The organism is Micromonospora sp. NPDC126480 (genome assembly GCF_040302465.1).
In the GTDB taxonomy this organism is placed as follows: Bacteria; Actinomycetota; Actinomycetes; order Mycobacteriales; family Micromonosporaceae; genus Micromonospora.
This window is the reverse complement of sequence record NZ_JBEORU010000039.1, coordinates 32,320-47,836: the sequence shown is the minus strand read 5'-3', so window position 1 is coordinate 47,836 and position 15,517 is coordinate 32,320. Positions and strand designations below refer to the sequence as shown.

Genomic DNA, 15,517 nt, shown 5'->3' with positions numbered 1-15,517 from the left:
CGCCACACCGTGGCATTCCCGACCCGTCCCGACCGGGAACGCCGTACCACCACCGGAACCAAAGCTACGGGCGCCACGCGTCCCGGGGGTGACGTCGGCGTAAAGATCGTGTTTCACGCCTTCCGGCGCAGGCCACCGGCGACCCGCTCGGCGATCAGCTCGTACGAGCGCACCCGGTCCGCCACGTCGTACACCAGCGTGGTGAGCATCAGCTCGTCCGCCCCGGTGCGCGCCACCAGGTCCCCGAGCTGCCGCGCGACCGTCTCCGGTGACCCTGTCGCCTGCCCCTCCCGGCGCTGCGCGACGAACTCCCGCTCCAGCTCCGTGTACGGGTACGCGGCCGCCTCCTCCGGCGTGGCCAGCGGCTCCGGGCGGCCCGCGCGCAGTCGCAGGAACGACAGCGCCGCCGGACCGGCCAGCCACTGCGCCCGCTCGTCGGTCTCCGCGCACACCGCGTTGACCGCCACCATCGCGTACGGCCGCTCCAGCCACCGCGACGGCCGGAAGCTCTGCCGGTACAGCGCAAGCGCCGGCAGCGTGTTCTGCGCGCTGAAGTGGTGCGCGAATGAGAACGGCAGGCCCAGCAGCCCGGCCAGCTGCGCGCTGAACCCGCTCGACCCGAGCAGCCAGATCTCCGGCCGCAGGCCCCGGCCCGGGGTGGCCGTGATCGGCCCGGGCTCCTCCCCGGTGAAGTGGTTCATCAGGTCCGCCAGCTCCCGCGGGAACCCCTCGGCCGACAGCCCTTCCATCGTCCGGCGCAGCGCCAGCGCGGTCACCTGGTCGGTCCCCGGCGCCCGCCCGACACCCAGGTCGATGCGCCCCGGGTGCAGCGCCTCCAGGGTGCCGAACTGCTCGGCCACCACCAGCGGCGCGTGGTTGGGCAGCATCACCCCGCCCGAACCCAACCGCATCGTGGACGTGTGCGCCGCCAGGTGCGCCAGCAGCACCGCCGGCGCCGACGACGCGATCGCCGGCATGTTGTGGTGCTCGGCCACCCAGAACCGGTGGTACCCGAGCTCCTCGGTGCGCCGGGCCAACTCGGTCGTGTGCCGCAGGGCCTCCCCGGCGCTCGCGCCACGGGCCACCGGAGCAAGATCAAGAACAGAGAGCGGTACGTCGATCACAACCCGACCCAACCCGGCCGTGTTCACCGTTGTTCCGGGTCGTGCGCTATCCCACGCCCCGCGCCTGCTCGAAGATCAGGCTGGTCTGGGTGTGCTGCACCGCCGGATCCACCGCGAGATGGTCGAGCACGAAGTCCCGCAGCGCGTCGGCCGACGCCGCCCGCACGTGCAGCACGTAGTCCTCCGCGCCCGCCACGTGGAACACCGCCACCACTCCCGGCAGCCGCACCGACCGCGCCCGGAACGCGTCCACCACCGCCCGGTCGTGCGCCGACAACCGCACGGAGACCAGCGCCTGGAGCGGCAGCCCGACCGCCGCCGGGTCGACCTCGGCGTGGAACCCGCGGATCGCCCCGCACTCCCGCAACGCCCTCGTCCGCGCCAGGCAGGTGGAGGGCGCCACCCCCACCCGCTCGGCCAGGGCGTTGTTCGGCAGGCGGCCGTCCGCAACCAGCTCCGCCAGGATCGCGCGATCGGTCTCGTCGAGGCTCGCGTACGGCCGCACAACATTCGGTGCAACGGGCATGGCGTCATCCTCTCCCGAATCCGAGCGGCCACTCAAGGGCAATTGCCGAATCATCTTCGGAACTATTGCCTCCCAAGGGCCGTATGTTCGATTCTTCCGCCATGACGACCGTGGACACCCGAGCCGTGCACGCCGGCCGCGACGACCTCGCCGCCCTCGGCGTCCACGCCGCCCCCATCGACCTGTCCACCACCAACCCGCTGCCGTCGGTCGAGACCGGCGGCGACGCGTACGAGACCCTCGCCACCGGCGGGACCCTCCCGCCCGGCGACACCGCCGTCTACCAGCGGCTCTGGAACCCCACCGTGGCCCGTTTCGAGACCGCGCTGGCCGACCTCGAGGGCATCACCGACGCCGTCGCCTTCGGCAGCGGCATGGCCGCCCTCACCGCCGCCCTGCTCGCCGCCACCCGGGACGGGAAGCGGCACCTCGTCGCCGTCCGCCCCCTCTACGGCGGCACCGACCACGTCCTCGCCACCGGCCTGCTCGGCACCGAGGTCACCTGGGCCAGACCGGACGAGGTCGCCGCCGCCGTCCGACCGGACACCGCGCTCGTCCTCGTCGAGACCCCGGCCAACCCCACCCTCGACCTCGTCGACATCGCCGCGCTCGCCCGCGCCGCCGGCCCCGCGCCGCTGCTCGTCGACAACACCGTCGCCACGCCCGTGCTCCAGCAGCCCGCCCGGCACGGCGCCGCCCTCGTCCTGCACAGCGCCACCAAGAGCATCGGCGGCCACGGCGACGTGCTCGCCGGCGTCATCGCCTGCGACGCCGACTGGGCCGCCCGGCTCCGGCAGATCCGCGCCCTCACCGGCGCGATCCTGCACCCGCTCGGCGCGTACCTCGCACACCGCGGCCTGCAGACCCTCCCGCTGCGCGTCCGCGCCCAGCAGGCCGGCGCCGAGAAGATCGCCGCCTGGCTCGCCGACCACCCCGCCGTCGAGCGCGTCCACCACCCGTCGCAGCACGACCCCGCCGGGCTCGTCGGCCGCCAGATGTCCGGCCCGGGCAGCCTCCTCGCCTTCGAGGTACGCGGCGGCGCGCCCGCCGCGGCCGCCGTCGCCGGCGCCTGTCGGCTGATCACCCACGCCGTCTCGCTGGGCGGCGTCGACACCCTGATCCAGCACCCGGCGTCGCTGACCCACCGGCCGGTGGAGGGGGAGGCCAAGCCGGTCGGCGGGCTGCTGCGGCTGTCGGTCGGCCTGGAGGACCCGGAGGACCTGCGCACGGACCTGGAGGCGGCGCTCGGCGCGGCGTGCTGACGTTCGGTCAGAACTTCGGTCCGACGTGTACGTCGAGGGCTGCGACCGCCTCCCGGCGGGCGACGGACAGCGAATTCCGGCGGTTCATCCGCCAGGCGATGCCGAGCAGGTCCAGCCCCCACTGGCAGAGCCGCATGATGTCGGTGGACTCGTTGGTGAACATGTAGCGCGGGTAGACGTAGTTTCTGCCGCGCGTCGTCACCCGGTTGTTGACTCGGCATCCGTCCGAGTGGAACAAGCCGCGTAAGAGGCTGCCAGCGTGGGCTTCGACGATCTCGCGCTGCCAGTCGGCGAGAACGATAGGCCGTTCGTGCTTCTTGCCCGGCCCGTGCTGCGGCAGCAGGCAGGGCCAGTGCATCGCGTAGCTCTGTACGCCGACGCAGCCCTTCTTCTGCACCCGCTGTACCGAGCTAGCCAACACCTCCCTCATCGCCTTTTCGCAAAGGTCGATCAGGTTGGGCCAGGAGTCGGAGCAGTAGATGCGGAGGACGGGCACACGACCCGTGGTGACCAAGTGACCATCGCCCAGGTAGAGGCCGAGCAGGTAGGCGTAGGCCGGTGGGCTTGTCGGATTGTCGACATCGTCTCGGCAGCGGAAACACCGCACCTGGCTGCCCCACTGTTTCGGCTCGGGCCGGTCTTTGCACCAGTGGCGGACCGTGGGGTATGGCAGGCCGAAGTGGTTGGCGACGTCCGCCACGGTGTGGCCCGCCAGGAAGCGTTGGCGCGCACGGAGACGAAGTTCGAGCGGATGCATCGACGCATCTTCGAACGCCTGTATGACACTTTGTGCCCCCGGTGGGACTCGAACCCACACTTTATGCAGTTTGAGTGCATTGCCTCATGCCAGTTGGGCTACGGGGGCCGCTCCGTGATCCTGCCTGAATAGGGTACCCACTACGCTAAGGGTCGCGGCACCCGGTCGGTCGGGTGTCGGGTACGGACTGGTGGGAGTGGCTCGTGGCCGAGACGCAGACGGATGCCGAGCGCAGGCGGGTACTGATCGCCGAGGACGAGGCGCTCATCCGGCTGGACCTCGCCGAGATGCTCGCCGAGGAGGGCTACGAGGTCGTCGGGGAGGCCGGTGACGGCGAGACGGCCGTGCGGCTCGCCGAGGAGCTGAAGCCCGACCTGGTCATCCTCGACATCAAGATGCCGATCATGGACGGGCTGGCCGCCGCCGAGCGGATCGCCGGCGCCCGGATCGCCCCGGTGATCATCCTGACCGCGTTCAGCCAGCGGGACCTGGTGGAGCGGGCGCGGGCGGCCGGCGCGATGGCGTACCTGGTGAAGCCCTTCCAGAAGAGCGACCTGGTCCCGGCGGTGGAGATCGCGCTGTCGCGCTACTCGGAGATCGCCGCGCTGGAGTCGGAGGTCGCCGGGCTGACCGACCGCCTCGAGGTGCGCAAGACCGTCGAGCGCGCCAAGGGCGCGCTGATGACGACCTACGGGATGACCGAGCCGCAGGCGTTCAAGTGGATCCAGCGCACGGCGATGGACCACCGGATGACCATGAAGGAGGTCGCCGAGCGGATCCTTCAGGAGACCGCCGGCGGTGAGGTGACCCGACCGGCCACCTGACGTTCTCTCCGGGCCACCGCTGCCGTTGTGGCCCTCGCGCCGCGCGGGATGATCGATAGCATTGCATCCGTGCGGATGCGGTGGTGGACGGCGTTGCTCGCGGCTGTCGCGGTGCTGTTGCCGGCCGGCTGCGAGCGGGCGACCACAGTGGATGGTGACCCGCCGCCCGAGCCGCTGCGTCCGGCGTGGTCGCAGGTCGATCTGCCGGCCCCGCCGGGCCCGCCGGGTCGCGTGCTGCTGCGCGACGCGGTCGCGTGCCAGGGCGGGTGGTACGCGGTCGGCGGTGTGACCGACCCGTCCGGGGCGACCCGCCCGGCCGCCTGGTCCAGCACTGACGGTGTGGCCTGGGCGTCGGTGCCGGTGGCCGCGGACTCCTTCTACGGCCGGCAGAGCGTGCTGTTCTCGGTCGGCTGCCGGGACGGGGTGGCCGCCGTGGTCGGCGGCAAGGTCGGCGGCGCGCACGGCAACCCCCGGGTGAGCACCTGGCGGCAGCGTTCGGACGGGACGCTTGTCGAGGTGCAGGCGGCGTCGTTCGAGACGTACGGCGGGCCGAAGGCGGTGAACGTGTCCCGGCTGGCCGGCGGCGGCGCCGGGTGGCTGATCGTGGGAAACCGGTCCAGCGGCGCGGCGGCGTGGGTGTCGCCGGACGCGGCGGAGTTCGACCTCGTCGAGGGCGCCCCCGGGCTGGCGACCGACGAGCGGGGCGTCACCTGGGCGTTCGACGTGGTGGCGGCCGGCCAGACGGGGTGGGTGGCGGTGGGCGGGCTGTTGCCGCCGGGCCGGATCGATCGGGATCCGGCGGTGTGGACTTCCGGTGACGGGCGGTCCTGGCAGCGCACGGTGCTGCCCGGCACGACGGAGTACGAGGAGTTGCAGCGGGTCGCCCTCGACGGCGGTGGCCCGGTGGCGGTCGGGCTGCGGGGCCGGGCGTTCGGCGCCTGGCGGCGGGACGGGGGCGACTGGGTCGCGGCCGGCGGGCTGGGCGCGGCGGGTTCGTCGGGGGTGCCGTCGGTCGCCGGTCTCGCTTCCGGGGGCGGGGGGCTCCTGGCGGCGGTCTCGGACGGAGCGCGGCACGCGCTGTGGTGTTCCGGGGACCGGGGTGGGTCGTGGCGGGAGGTGGCGCTGCCGGTCGCGGTGCCGACGGGGATCGATCAGGACGTCACGGTGGTCGCGGTGGGTGACCGCTGGTGGGTGGCGACGGACGACGGCGAGGGTGGGCGGCTGTGGGGGGCTCCGGCAGAGTCGGACTGCTGAGAGCGCGGTGTGCCGGTATCCGGGATGGGAGCGTCCGAAACCGTCTCACTTTCCGGACGGCAACTGTCTAAGGACCGGTCAGGGGATTGACCTGTTACGGCTTCCGGGTCGATCGCGCACGTCTTCGTAACGGTTTCGCAGACCCCGCGTCAGGCCCTTCCTAGCGGGTGTGAGTGTCGGTACGCTCCGCCATCACGAGCCGTAACGCAGGGGGCGTCCCTGCCGGTGGTGGTGGTCGCGGGATGGTCTGTCGTCACCCCTCGCAGTCAGGCGCCGACCTGCTTCTGGAGGAGGTCAGGAAGCCGTGAGGCGTAGCTATTCAAGGGCGCTGGGTACTGCCGCGCTCGCCGCGGTGCTGGTCGCCGCCGCGGGGTGCCAGGACTCTGGCGGTGACGGTGGGACCGCGTCGGGCGACTGCGGCGGCAAGATCGCCATCTTCGGCGCGTTCAGCGGTGACAACGCGGGTCTGGTGCTGCCGTCGCTGAACGGCGCGAAGCTGGCGATCAAGCAGCACAACGAGGCCAACCCGGACTGCAAGGTCGAGATGGTCGAGTTCGACACGCAGGGTGACCCGGCGCAGGCGACCCCGGTCGCGAACCAGGTCGCCGGTGACCAGTCGTTCCTCGGTGTCATCGGTGGTCACTTCTCCGGTGAGTCCGACGCGACGATGCCGGTCTACGAGGCCGCGGGCATGGCGATGGTCGCCCCGTCGGCGACCCGGACCGACCTGACCCAGAAGGGCAACAAGTCGTTCTTCCGGGTGGTCGGCAACGACGGCACCCAGGCCGGCGCGGTGGCGACGTACCTGAAGTCGCAGAACGCGCAGAAGGTGTTCCTCATCGACGACGGCAGCGCGTACGGCGCGGGCATCACCGCCGAGCTGACCAAGAACCTGGGCGCCGCGCTCGCCGGCAGCGACAAGATCCAGGAGCGGCAGTCGCAGTTCGACGCGACGATCTCGAAGATCAAGGCGGCGGGCGCCGACTTCGTCTTCTACGGCGGCTACACCCGTGAGGCGTCTCCGCTGGTCCGCCAGATGCGCGCCGCCGGCGTGCAGGCGAAGTTCGTCGGCCCGGACGGTCTCTACGACCCGGCGTTCCCGCAGGGTGCCTCCGGCGGCGCCGAGGGCTCCATCATCACCTGCCCGTGCCTCCCGGCGGACAAGGCCGGCGGCACCTTCTCGGCCGACTACCAGAAGGAGTTCGGCCAGGCCCCGGGTTCGTACGGTGCTGAGGGCTTCGACGCCGCGAAGATCTTCGCGGACGCCTTCAAGGACGGCAAGAAGACCCGCGCCGAGATCCTGGAGTACGTGAAGTCGTACGACAAGCAGGGCGTGTCGAAGTACATCAAGTTCGCTGACAACGGCGACGTCGACCCGAGCAAGGTCGTGATCTGGTCGTACCAGATCAAGGGCACGACGTTCGAGCCGCTGCAGGAGCTGAAGCTCAGCTGACCAGCATTGGGAGTGCGGCCGGGGTGTTCACCCCGGCCGCACTCGATGCAAGGAGACCCCGGTGAATTTCGACGACCTCTTCGGCCACATCGGCCAGCACACCGTCGACGGGTTGTCCAAAGGAGCGATCTACGCCCTGATCGCTCTGGGCTACACCCTTGTCTACGGCGTCCTGCGTCTGATCAACTTCGCCCACTCCGAGGTGTTCATGGTCGGCACCTTCGCGGTGCTCGGTCTGTGGACCGCGTTCGGCGTGGAAAATAACCCTCCGGTCGGCCAGGCGGTGCTGTTCCTGGTGCTCGGCCTGATCGTCGCGGCGCTGGCCTCGGGCGGCACGGCCCTGGCGATCGAACGGATCGCGTACCGACCGCTGCGGCGCAAGAACGCTCCGCCGCTCATCTTCCTGATCACCGCGATCGGCCTGTCGCTGGTGCTGGTCGAGGTCTTCGGCCTGCTGCTGCCGAGGCTCCTGGGTGACGTGGTGCCGTCGATGTTCGCGCGGGAGCGGATCATTCTCGGCATGCCGACGATCTTCGAGCAGAAGACGCTGTTCACCATCTTCGGCACCGAGATCAACAACATTCAGCTGACTGTCTTCGTGGCGGCCGTCGCGATGATGGCGGTCCTGGACTGGTTCATCAACAAGACCCGTTACGGCCGGGGCGTGCGGGCGGTGGCGCAGAACCCCGAGACGGCGGCCCTGATGGGCGTCAACCAGGAGCGCGTGATCATGCTGATCTTCGTGCTCGGCGGGATCATGGCCGGTGCCGCGGCGCTGCTGTGGAGCATGCGGTTCGGCTTCACCCAGAGCAGCATCGGCTTCGTGCTCGGCCTGAAGGCGTTCACGGCGGCCGTGCTCGGCGGCATCGGCAACCTGCGCGGCGCGCTGCTTGGCGGTTTCGTCCTCGGCATCGTCGAGGTCTACGGCGCCACGCTCTTCGCGTCCAACTGGGAGGACGTCATCGCGTTCGTGGTGCTGGTCGTGGTGCTGATGTTCCGCCCGACCGGTCTGCTGGGCGAGTCGCTGGGGAGGGCCCGAGCATGATCGACAAGCTTCGCAACGCCGATCGCCGGCGTGTCGGTGCCCTGGCGGCGGTCGGCGACCGCTGGCGGGCACTGCCCAAGTGGCAGCGCGCCCTGGGTTTCCTCGCCTTCGTGGTGTTCCTCTACTACCTGCCGCTGCTCGGCATTCCGGGGCTGACCTGGCTGCGGACCGACTCGATCTCCGGCGGCAGCAACTGGGCCGGTGTGCTGTTCACCTGCGCCGTCTACGTGCTGGTGGCGATCGGCCTGAACGTCGTGATCGGTCTTGCCGGCCTGCTCGACCTGGGCTACATCGGCTTCTTCGCGATCGGCGCGTACGCCGTCGCGCTGTTCGGCTCGGTGAACTCGCCGGTCGTCAAGTGGTTCCAGCAGGAGTTCGACCTGCCCCCGACCTGGGCGGTCACCTGGGCGGTCTGCGCGTTCATCGCTCTGGTGCTGGCACTGATCTCCGGGGTGCTGCTGGGCTGGCCGACGCTGCGGCTGCGCGGTGACTACCTGGCCATCGTGACGCTGGGCTTCGGCGAGATCATCCGGATCGTGGCGCGGAACTCCGAGAACGTCACGAACGGCCCGCAGGGCATCTCGGCGATTCCCGGGCCGGAGGGCCCGCCGTCGCCGGACAACCAGATCTTCGGGCTGGTCGACGTCAAGCCGTGGTACTGGCTGGCGCTGACGGTCGTCCTGGTGATGGTGTTCGCGGTGCGCCGGCTGGAGCACAGCCGGGTCGGCCGGTCCTGGCTGGCGATCCGCGAGGACGAGGACGCCGCCGCGGTGATGGGCGTCTACCCGTTCAAGTTCAAACTCTGGGCGTTCGCCATCGGCGCGGCGCTGGGCGGCTTCGCCGGCTTCCTGTTCGGCAGCCGGTACGCGTTCATCGACCCGACCCAGTTCAACGTCAACCTCTCAATCCTGTTCGTGGCGATGGTCGTCGTGGGTGGTTCGGGCAACATGGTCGGCGTGTCGCTGGGTGCGGTGCTGCTGGCGTACCTGCCGGAGCGGTTCCGGGAGATCGCCGACTACCGGTGGTTGGCGTTCGGCCTGGCGATGGTGCTGGTGATGATCCTGCGCCCGCAGGGTCTGATCCCCAGCCGGCGACGTGCCCGCGAGTTGAAGGACCGCGCGGCGGAGGCGGAGGAGGCGCCCGCTCATGTCTGATGAGACCACCACCACGGCGGCGCCGAAGATCCCGGCGCAGCCGGGCCCGCGCAAGCCGCTGCTGGAGATCGACAACGTCACGCTCCGCTTCGGCGGCGTGGTCGCCCTCGACGGGATCAGCTTCGAGATCCACGAGGGCGAGATCCTCGGCCTGATCGGCCCGAACGGTGCCGGCAAGACGACCTGCTTCAACGTGATGACCGGCGTCTACAAGCCGACGTCCGGTGCGGTCCGGTTCCGCGAGCAGCGGGTGACCGGGCGCAAGCCGCACCAGATCAGCCGGCTGGGCATCTCCCGGACGTTCCAGAACATCCGCCTCTTCCCGGAGATGTCCGCGCTGGAGAACGTCATCGTCGGCACGGACTCCCGGCACAAGACCAGCGTGCCCGGGGCGCTGTTCCGGATCCCGCGTAGGCGGCCCAAGCCGGAGGAACTGCCGCAGGTCACCGCGAGCGGCGGTGTCGTGCGCACCTGGCAGCAGGTGCGGCGCAGCTTCGCCAAGACGTTCGGCCTGTCCCGGCACGTCCTGGAGGAGCGGGCGGCCGAGGAGAAGGCGATGGGCCTGCTGCGGTTCGTCGGCATCGCCGACCGGGCCAACGACGCCGCGCGCAACCTGCCGTACGGCTACCAGCGCCGGCTGGAGATCGCCCGGGCGCTCGGCACCGAGCCGAAGCTGATCTGCCTGGACGAGCCGGCGGCCGGCTTCAACCCGGCCGAGAAGGAGCAGCTGAACGACCTGATCCGGAAGATCCGGGACATGGGCGTCACCGTGCTGTTGATCGAGCACGACATGCGCCTGGTCATGGACGTCACCGAGCGGATCGTCGTGCTGGAGTTCGGCCGCAAGATCGCCGAGGGCGCGCCGGCTGAGGTCAGCCGTGACCCGCGGGTGATCGCCGCGTACCTGGGGGAGCCCGCCGATGCTGCTTGAGCTGGACAACGTCACTGTGTCGTACGGCCGGATCGAGGCGCTGCACGGCATCAGCCTCACCGTCGACGAGGGCGAGGTGGTGGCGCTGATCGGCGCGAACGGCGCCGGCAAGACCACCACGATGCGGGCCATCTCCGGCACGCGTTCCCTCTCCGGCGGCCGGATCACGTTCAACGGCGAGGACATCAGCAAGCTCCGGGCCGACCTGCGGGTGGTCCGGGGCCTGTGCCAGTCGCCCGAGGGCCGGCAGATCTTCCCCGGCATGACGGTGCTGGAGAACCTGGACATGGGCGCGTACACCCGGCGGGACCACGCCGGGATCGCGGCCGACCTGGAGCGGGTCCTGGACATGTTCCCGCGGCTGCGGGAGCGGCGGAAGCAGCCGGGCGGCACGCTCTCCGGCGGTGAGCAGCAGATGCTGGCCGTCGGCCGGGCCCTGATGAGCCGGCCGAAGTTGCTGCTGCTGGACGAGCCCTCGATGGGCCTCGCCCCGATGATCATCCAGCAGATCTTCGACATCATCACGGAGATCAACCAGCAGGGCACCACGATCCTGCTGGTGGAGCAGAACGCCCAGCAGGCGCTCTCCCGCGCCCACCGGGGCTACGTGCTGGAAACCGGCCGGATCGTCAAGGAGGGCACCGGCCAGGACCTGCTGCACGACCCGGCGGTCAAGGAGGCGTACCTCGGCGTCGCCTGACGTCACCGCACCGCGCGGCCGGTCGTCCCGTCGGGGGGCGGCCGGCCGCCGGGTTTTCCACCCCGGCGGCCCGGTGCCGCCGCCGGGGCCTGTCGGGGGTACGGACTAGAGTCGCCACCGTGACAGCTACGACGCCGCGCCTGCTCCTCGTCGACGGACACTCCCTGGCATACCGGGCGTTCTTCGCCCTGCCGGTGGAGAACTTCTCCACCACGACGGGCCAGCCGACCAACGCGGTCTACGGCTTCACCTCCATGCTGATCAACGTGCTGCGCGACGAGCGGCCCACCCACATCGTCGTGGCGTTCGACGTGTCCCGGCGCTCCTTCCGCACCGAGAAGTACGCGGAGTACAAGGCCGGCCGCAGCGAGACCCCGACCGACTTCAAGGGCCAGGTCAGCCTGGTCAAGGAGGTCCTGGCGGCGCTGCGCGTCCCGGTGGTCGAGAAGGAGGGCTACGAGGCCGACGACGTCATCGCCACCCTCGCCTGCCAGGCCCGTGACCAGGGCATGGAGGTGCTGATCACCACCGGCGACCGGGACGCCTTCCAGCTCGTCGGCGACGCCATCACGGTGCTCTACCCCCGCAAGGGTGTCTCCGACCTGGCCCGGATGGACCCGGCGGCGGTCGAGACGAAGTACGGGGTGCCCCCGGAGCGCTACCGCGACCTGGCCGCGCTGGTCGGTGAGACCAGCGACAACCTGCCCGGCATCCCGGGCGTCGGGCCCAAGACCGCCGCCAAGTGGATCGCCACCTACGGCGGCGTGGAGGGGGTCGTCGCGCGGGCCGACGAGATCAAGGGCAAGGCCGGCGAGAGCCTGCGGGAGCGGCTCGCCGACGTGATCCGCAACTACGAGATCAACTGCCTGGTGTCCGACCTGGAGCTGCCGCTGCGCCCGGAGGACGCGCGCTGGGCCGGGTGGGACCGGGAGGCGGTCCACCAGGTCTTCGACACCCTGGAGTTCCGCATCCTCCGGGACCGGTTGTACCAGTACCTGGAAGCCGTGGAGCCGGAGGCCGAGGCGGGCTTCGACCTCGCCGGCGAGGTGCTCACCGAGCCCGGAGCGCTGGCCGCCTGGCTGGGCGCCCACGCGCCGGCCGGCACGCCCGTGGGTGTCGCGGTCACCCTGGACACCGGTCCGAACCGGCGGCACACCGCCTCGGTGACCGGGCTGGCGGTGGCCACCGCCGCCGGGGCGGGGGCGTGGTTCGACCCGGCCCGGCTGGCTGCCGCCGACGAGTCCGCCCTGGCCGGGTGGTTGGCCGACGAGACCCGCCCCAAGGTGCTGCACGACAGCAAGCCGGCGGTGCTCGCGTTCGCCGCGCACGGCTGGGCGCTCGAGGGCATCGCCCGGGACACCCAGATCGCCGCCTACCTGGCCCGGCCCGACCAGCGGTCCTACGACCTCACCGACCTGGCCCTGCGTTACCTGCACCGCGAGCTGCGGGTCGACACGCCGGACAACGGTCAGCTCACCCTCGCGGGCCTCGGCGACGACGGCGAAGCCGAACAGAATTTGATGCTGCGGGCCCGGGCCACCCTCGACCTGGCCGACGCGATCGACGCCGAGCTGTCCCGCGACGGCGAACAGTCGGCCCGGTTGATGGCCGGGGTGGAGCTGCCGCTGATGCGGGTGCTCGCCGGCATGGAGCGCACCGGCATCGCCGCCGACACGCACTACCTGTCCGAGTTGGAGGCGCACTTCGCCGCCGAGGTGAAGGCCGCCGCGCAGGGCGCGTACGAGGCGGTGGGCCGGGAGTTCAACCTGGGCTCGCCGAAGCAGCTGCAGGAGATCCTCTTCGGTGAGCTGGGTCTGCCCAAGACCAAGCGGATCAAGACCGGCTACACCACCGACGCGGACGCCCTGCAGTGGCTCTACGCGCAGAACCCGCACCCGGTGCTGGCGCACCTGCTGCGCCACCGGGACGTGGCGAAGCTCAAGACCACGGTGGACGGCCTGCTCAAGTCCGTCTCCGACGACGGCCGCATCCACACCACCTTCAACCAGACGGTGGCGGCCACCGGTCGGCTCTCCTCCACCGAGCCCAACCTGCAGAACATCCCGATCCGCACCGAGGAGGGCCGGCGGATCCGCCGGGCGTTCGTGGTCGGCGAGGGGTTCGAGTGCCTGCTCACTGCCGACTACAGCCAGATCGAGATGCGGATCATGGCGCACCTGTCGGCGGACGACGCCCTGATCGAGGCGTTCAACTCCGGCCGGGACTTCCACGCCGCCACCGCGTCGTCGGTGTTCAAGGTGCCGGTGGAGGCGGTCACCGCCGACCAGCGGCGCAAGATCAAGGCGATGAACTACGGCCTGGCCTACGGGCTGAGCGCCTTCGGTCTGTCCCAGCAGCTCGGCATCACCGCCGAGGAGGCGCGTGGCCTGATGGAGGACTACTTCGCCGGGTTCGGCGGGGTGCGCGACTACCTGCAGGAGGTCGTCGCGCGGGCCCGCCACGACGGCTACACGGAGACGATCCTCGGCCGCCGGCGCTACCTGCCCGACCTGGTCAGCGACAACCGGCAGCGGCGCGAGATGGCCGAGCGGATGGCGCTCAACGCCCCGATCCAGGGTTCCGCCGCCGACATCATCAAGGTCGCGATGCTGCACGTCGACACGGCCCTGCGCGAGGCGGGGCTGCGTTCCCGGATGCTGCTTCAGGTGCACGACGAGCTGGTCTTCGAGGTCGCCCCGGGCGAGCGGGAGGCCCTCGAGGACCTGGTGCGGCGGAGGATGGGCGGGGCGTACCCGCTGTCGGTGCCGCTGGAGGTGTCGGTCGGCGAGGGCCGGGACTGGAACAGCGCCGACCACTGACCTCCGCGGGTCAGCGTCCGGGGCCCCGGCGCTCCTTCGGCGGGGCGCCGTGCCGCTGCAGCGCCTTGCGGGACGGGCCGCCCGGCGGCGGCAGCGGGCCCTTGACCGGGTCGTGGCCCCAGTTCATCAGGGAGTAGCGCCAACGGGTCTCGCGGACGTCACCGCTCGGCCGCTGCGCCATGTGCCGCCGGACGTAGCCGACGACCTTGCGCATGTGCCGGTAGTCGGCCTCGGACAGCTCGCTGCGCTTGCGCCGCAGCAGGTCGATGATCCGCCGGCCGGACTCGTGCCCGACCGACTCGCCGCCCCTGGTGCCGCCCTTGCGCCAGCCGACGTGCTTCGACTCGTCGGTCTCCAGCCACTTCGACAGCTCGCCCGGCTTCATGTTCACCGCCTCGGTGAACTCCCGGTACGTCTCCTGCGGATCATCGTCACGACGGCTCACGGCGCAGCACCTCCGGCCGGTGGACGACGTCCCGCCCCGAATGGTCGTTGCGGATGCGGTACTGGGGGTCGTCCGGCGAGGCGTCGACGGTGTGCCCCCGGACGTGGGTCCGGTCGATCAACTTCTCCTTGACCACGCCGTACGCCCGGCCGCTGTGGCTGGCCCAGGACACGTGGTCACCCTCGTGGAACTCCTGCTCGGCCATGCCGCCCGGGTACCCGGCGCGCGGTGGCGGAAACGACCGCTACCGGCCCGACGGCTTCTCGGCGACGAAGATGGCGGTGCCGGGGAACAGCCGGCCGCGCAGCGGGCTCCACTGGCCCCAGATCCCCTCGTGCCCCGGCGGCCACTCCGGCTCCACCAGGTCCACCAGCCGGAAACCGGCGCCGACCAGCTCGCGGACCCGGTCGCCCAGCGTGCGGTGCTGCTCGACGTACGTGGCGACCCCGTGCTCGTCCTGCTCCACGTAGGGCGAGCGGTCGAAGTACGAGTGCACCGCCGCCAGCCCGGCCTCCCCGGGATCGTCGAGGAAGATCCAGCGCATCGGGTGGGTCACCGAGAAGACCCAGCGCCCGCCCGGGCGCAGCACCCGGGCGACCTCCCGCATCACGGCCGCCGAGTCGGCGACGAACGGCACCGCCCCGAACGCCGTGCACACCACGTCGAACGCGCCGTCGGCGAACGGCAGGGCCAGCGCGTCGGCCTGCACCAGCGGCACGCGTACGCCGGTGCGGTCGGCGGCGAGCGCGGCGTGCCGCAACATGCCGGCGGACAGGTCCAGGGCGACCGGCCGGGCGCCCTGCGTGGCGAGCCAGCGGGCCGCCGCGGCGGCGCCGGCGCCGAGTTCCAGCACGCGCTGCCCGCTCAGTTCGCCGAGCAGCCGGGCGTCCTGCTCGCGCAGCCCTTCCGGGCACCAGACGAAGTCCACCTCGCCGAGGAACGTCCCGTGCTCGGTCTGGTAGGCGTCGGCGTCGGCGTCCCACCAGCGGCGGTTGGCCCGGCGCGCCTCGGCGTCGCCGACGGCGCGGCGGGTCACCCGGCTGTCGTCGTCCACCGCCTCACGCTAGGCGGCGCCGGCTCGCCGCCGGCCGGCGGGGCCGCTACGGTGACCGGTGGGACGGGTGTGACCAGCGTGACAGCCGAGGCGAGTTCCGGGCGAAATCTCCGCTTTCGCAGCTGACGAGGTGGCGATGAGGTGGGAGGGCTTGCACGCTGTGGTAATG

At 71.3% G+C, this 15,517-nt stretch carries 15 protein-coding genes and 1 tRNA gene; 9 read left to right on the top strand and 7 right to left on the bottom strand.

Annotated elements, in window-relative coordinates; all coding sequences use genetic code 11:
- Positions 1-113: 113 nt before the first annotated feature.
- A complete protein-coding gene (locus ABTW87_RS27355; protein ID WP_502891655.1) occupies positions 114-1,124 on the bottom strand; it encodes an LLM class flavin-dependent oxidoreductase in 1,011 nt (336 codons plus the stop codon).
- A gap of 46 nt (positions 1,125-1,170) precedes the next feature.
- Positions 1,171-1,650 (bottom strand): Lrp/AsnC family transcriptional regulator, encoded by a 480-nt coding sequence (locus tag ABTW87_RS27350; RefSeq protein WP_350653989.1) that lies wholly within the window; start codon positions 1,648-1,650, stop codon positions 1,171-1,173.
- An 83-nt stretch (positions 1,651-1,733) separates the two neighbouring features.
- Between ABTW87_RS27350 and ABTW87_RS27345 the strand changes: the two genes are divergently transcribed.
- A complete protein-coding gene (locus ABTW87_RS27345) occupies positions 1,734-2,912 on the top strand; it encodes a trans-sulfuration enzyme family protein (protein ID WP_350653988.1) in 1,179 nt (392 codons plus the stop codon).
- A 7-nt stretch (positions 2,913-2,919) separates the two neighbouring features.
- On the opposite strand, the gene ABTW87_RS27340 is transcribed toward ABTW87_RS27345, so the two are convergent.
- Positions 2,920-3,669 carry a helix-turn-helix domain-containing protein gene (locus ABTW87_RS27340; protein WP_350653987.1) on the bottom strand — a complete coding sequence of 250 codons (750 nt, stop codon included), beginning with the start codon at positions 3,667-3,669 and terminating at the stop codon, positions 2,920-2,922.
- Positions 3,670-3,702: 33 nt separating this feature from the next.
- A tRNA-Leu gene (locus ABTW87_RS27335) sits at positions 3,703-3,777 on the bottom strand.
- Between the two features lie 95 nt (positions 3,778-3,872).
- Here ABTW87_RS27335 and ABTW87_RS27330 point away from each other — a divergent pair.
- The 8 genes from ABTW87_RS27330 to polA all read left to right on the top strand — a co-directional run bounded on the left by ABTW87_RS27330 (position 3,873) and on the right by polA (position 13,849).
- On the top strand, positions 3,873-4,493 hold the full coding sequence (locus ABTW87_RS27330; RefSeq protein WP_350653986.1) for an ANTAR domain-containing response regulator: 621 nt from the start codon (positions 3,873-3,875) through the stop codon (positions 4,491-4,493).
- 75 nt (positions 4,494-4,568) lie between these two features.
- A complete protein-coding gene (locus tag ABTW87_RS27325; protein ID WP_502891656.1) occupies positions 4,569-5,747 on the top strand; it encodes a hypothetical protein in 1,179 nt (392 codons plus the stop codon).
- Positions 5,748-6,051: 304 nt separating this feature from the next.
- Positions 6,052-7,200 (top strand): branched-chain amino acid ABC transporter substrate-binding protein, encoded by a 1,149-nt coding sequence (locus ABTW87_RS27320; protein ID WP_350653984.1) that lies wholly within the window; start codon positions 6,052-6,054, stop codon positions 7,198-7,200.
- 61 nt (positions 7,201-7,261) lie between these two features.
- Complete coding sequence (locus ABTW87_RS27315) at positions 7,262-8,245, top strand: branched-chain amino acid ABC transporter permease (RefSeq protein WP_350653982.1); 984 nt, start codon at positions 7,262-7,264, stop codon at positions 8,243-8,245.
- The gene (locus ABTW87_RS27310; protein ID WP_350653980.1) at positions 8,242-9,399 is read left to right on the top strand and encodes a branched-chain amino acid ABC transporter permease; all 1,158 of its coding nucleotides are present in this window, start codon (positions 8,242-8,244) and stop codon (positions 9,397-9,399) included. Before ABTW87_RS27315 ends, ABTW87_RS27310 begins: the two co-directional genes overlap by 4 nt.
- Positions 9,392-10,330, top strand: coding sequence for an ABC transporter ATP-binding protein (locus ABTW87_RS27305; protein WP_350653979.1), 939 nt, complete (start codon positions 9,392-9,394; stop codon positions 10,328-10,330). The genes ABTW87_RS27310 and ABTW87_RS27305 overlap by 8 nt, the downstream gene beginning before the upstream one ends.
- Complete coding sequence (locus tag ABTW87_RS27300) at positions 10,320-11,030, top strand: ABC transporter ATP-binding protein (protein WP_350653977.1); 711 nt, start codon at positions 10,320-10,322, stop codon at positions 11,028-11,030. The genes ABTW87_RS27305 and ABTW87_RS27300 overlap by 11 nt, the downstream gene beginning before the upstream one ends.
- A 119-nt stretch (positions 11,031-11,149) precedes the next feature.
- Complete coding sequence (polA, locus tag ABTW87_RS27295; RefSeq protein WP_350653976.1) at positions 11,150-13,849, top strand: DNA polymerase I; 2,700 nt, start codon at positions 11,150-11,152, stop codon at positions 13,847-13,849.
- Between the two features lie 10 nt (positions 13,850-13,859).
- On the opposite strand, the gene ABTW87_RS27290 is transcribed toward polA, so the two are convergent.
- The 3 genes from ABTW87_RS27290 to ABTW87_RS27280 are packed head-to-tail and all read right to left on the bottom strand — an operon-like array spanning position 13,860 to position 15,348.
- Entirely contained in the window at positions 13,860-14,294 is a 435-nt protein-coding gene (locus ABTW87_RS27290; RefSeq protein ID WP_350653974.1) for a DUF3140 domain-containing protein, read from the bottom strand.
- Complete coding sequence (locus ABTW87_RS27285) at positions 14,281-14,499, bottom strand: hypervirulence associated TUDOR domain-containing protein (RefSeq protein WP_350653973.1); 219 nt, start codon at positions 14,497-14,499, stop codon at positions 14,281-14,283. Before ABTW87_RS27285 ends, ABTW87_RS27290 begins: the two co-directional genes overlap by 14 nt.
- A 39-nt stretch (positions 14,500-14,538) precedes the next feature.
- Positions 14,539-15,348: a class I SAM-dependent methyltransferase gene (locus tag ABTW87_RS27280; protein ID WP_350653972.1), complete on the bottom strand. Its 810-nt coding sequence runs from the start codon at positions 15,346-15,348 to the stop codon at positions 14,539-14,541.
- Between the last annotated feature and the right edge of the window lie 169 nt (positions 15,349-15,517).

Coding starts and splice junctions, on each gene's coding strand:
- ABTW87_RS27350 (WP_350653989.1), bottom strand. CDS start 1,650: ATGCCCGTTGCACCGAATGTTGTGCGGCCGTACGCGAGCCTCGACGAG.
- ABTW87_RS27345 (WP_350653988.1), top strand. CDS start 1,734: ATGTTCGATTCTTCCGCCATGACGACCGTGGACACCCGAGCCGTGCAC.
- ABTW87_RS27305 (WP_350653979.1), top strand. CDS start 9,392: ATGTCTGATGAGACCACCACCACGGCGGCGCCGAAGATCCCGGCGCAG.
- ABTW87_RS27340 (WP_350653987.1), bottom strand. CDS start 3,669: ATGCATCCGCTCGAACTTCGTCTCCGTGCGCGCCAACGCTTCCTGGCG.
- ABTW87_RS27325 (WP_502891656.1), top strand. CDS start 4,569: ATGCGGTGGTGGACGGCGTTGCTCGCGGCTGTCGCGGTGCTGTTGCCG.
- ABTW87_RS27310 (WP_350653980.1), top strand. CDS start 8,242: ATGATCGACAAGCTTCGCAACGCCGATCGCCGGCGTGTCGGTGCCCTG.
- ABTW87_RS27285 (WP_350653973.1), bottom strand. CDS start 14,499: ATGGCCGAGCAGGAGTTCCACGAGGGTGACCACGTGTCCTGGGCCAGC.
- ABTW87_RS27300 (WP_350653977.1), top strand. CDS start 10,320: ATGCTGCTTGAGCTGGACAACGTCACTGTGTCGTACGGCCGGATCGAG.